Origin of the sequence: Nonomuraea sp. NPDC049784, assembly GCF_040659615.1 — a bacterium.
Taxonomy (GTDB): Bacteria; Actinomycetota; Actinomycetes; order Streptosporangiales; family Streptosporangiaceae; genus Nonomuraea.
This window is the reverse complement of the sequence record NZ_JBFAMX010001215.1, coordinates 1-1,357: the sequence shown is the minus strand read 5'-3', so window position 1 is coordinate 1,357 and position 1,357 is coordinate 1. Positions and strand designations below refer to the sequence as shown.

The 1,357-nt window shown below is 74.3% G+C and carries 1 protein-coding gene and 2 pseudogenes; 2 read left to right on the top strand and 1 reads right to left on the bottom strand.

From position 1 onward, the window contains the following. Nucleotides 1-227 (top strand): annotated as a pseudogene (locus AB0J09_RS64845) (cytochrome P450); the annotation flags it as partial. A gap of 68 nt (nt 228-295) precedes the next feature. Beyond that, nucleotides 296-805 (top strand): cytochrome P450, encoded by a 510-nt coding sequence (locus AB0J09_RS64840; protein ID WP_360714457.1) that lies wholly within the window; start codon nt 296-298, stop codon nt 803-805. On the opposite strand, the pseudogene AB0J09_RS64835 reads toward AB0J09_RS64840, so the two are convergent. After that, nucleotides 725-1,357 (bottom strand): annotated as a pseudogene (locus AB0J09_RS64835) (hypothetical protein); the annotation flags it as partial. The gene AB0J09_RS64840 and the pseudogene AB0J09_RS64835 overlap by 81 nt on opposite strands.

The following is a 1,357-nucleotide window of genomic DNA, read 5'->3' as shown; positions in this document are numbered from 1 at the left end:
AGTGGATGGCCGCGTACGCCAGGCCGCTCCCGGCCGCCGTGATCGGGCACCTGCTCGGCCTCGACCCGGCCGACGTGCCCGGCGCGATCCAGGCCGGCAACAGGGCCGAGGACCTGCTGTTCACGCCGATGCCGGAGGAGCGGCAGGTCGCCGCGGCGCGCGATGTGGCGGCGCTGCGGCGCTCGCTGGACGCGCACGCCGCCAGGTCGAGGACCAGGACAGCCTGACCGGCGAGCTGTCGCGCGGCCTCGCCCCCGGCCCCGGCGAGCCGACGCCTGAGCAGCGCGACGAGATCGTGGCCAACACGCAGAACGTCATGCTGGCCGGCCACCTCACCACGACCGCGCTGCTCGGCACCGTCGTGCACCGCCTGCTGCGCGACCGCCGTCAGTGGGAGCTGCTGTGCGGGCGGCCGGAGCTGGCGGGCGCGGCCGTCGAGGAGGCGGCCAGGTTCGAGGCGCCGGTGCAGGGCTTCCGCCGCACGGTGACCAGGCCCCTGGAGCTGGCGGGGACCGCACTGGGAGAGGGCGACGCAGTGTTCGTGTCGTTCGGCTCGGCGGGGCGGGACGAGGCGGTGTTCGAGCGGCCGGACGAGTTCGACATCGCCCGGGAGCCGGCGCGGCACCTGTCGTTCGGCCACGGCGTGCACGGCTGCCCGGGCGCACTGCTGGCCCGCGAGCAGCTCAGGATCACCCTGGAACTGCTCGTACGCGAGCTGCCCGGCCTACGCCTCGCCGGCGAGGACGTCGTCATGGCGGCCACGCTCATCCACCGGGCCCCCGAGGAGCTCTTCCTCGCCTGGTGAGCGGACGCCTGCGTGCAACACCAATGGCACGGCCAGCGCCACCGCCATGGACAGCACGGCGGTGCCCGAGTCGTTGACCAGCATGCCCACCACGCCGCTGACCAGCGCCCCGACGAGCCCGGCCCGCAGCATGGGCGCCCGCGCGAACGCCCTGGGCACGATGCCCGCGCTGATCTGCCCGGGCCGCAGCACGGCGAAGACCAGGAAGGCCAGGCCGGCCAGGACGATCGGCATGAGGTTCGGGGAGAGCATGGTGTTGAGCATGGCGCCCAGCTTGCGGCCGATCATGGGCCAGAACGTCCCGTCGATCACCTGCCCCACGAACCTCCCCAGGTGCGTCTGCAGCGCGGGCGGCCGCAGGTGGTCGAGGACCGCGATGACGGAGACGGCCACCCCGCCGAGCACGCAGAACGCGGCCAGCTTCACCACCGACACCCGCTTGCCCGCGACGAGCAGCGCGGTCACCGCGATGCCGGGCACGAACGCGATCACGCCGCCGAAGTCGCTGCCCACGCCCGGCCAGCCGGCCAGCAGCATCGCGGCCACACCGAG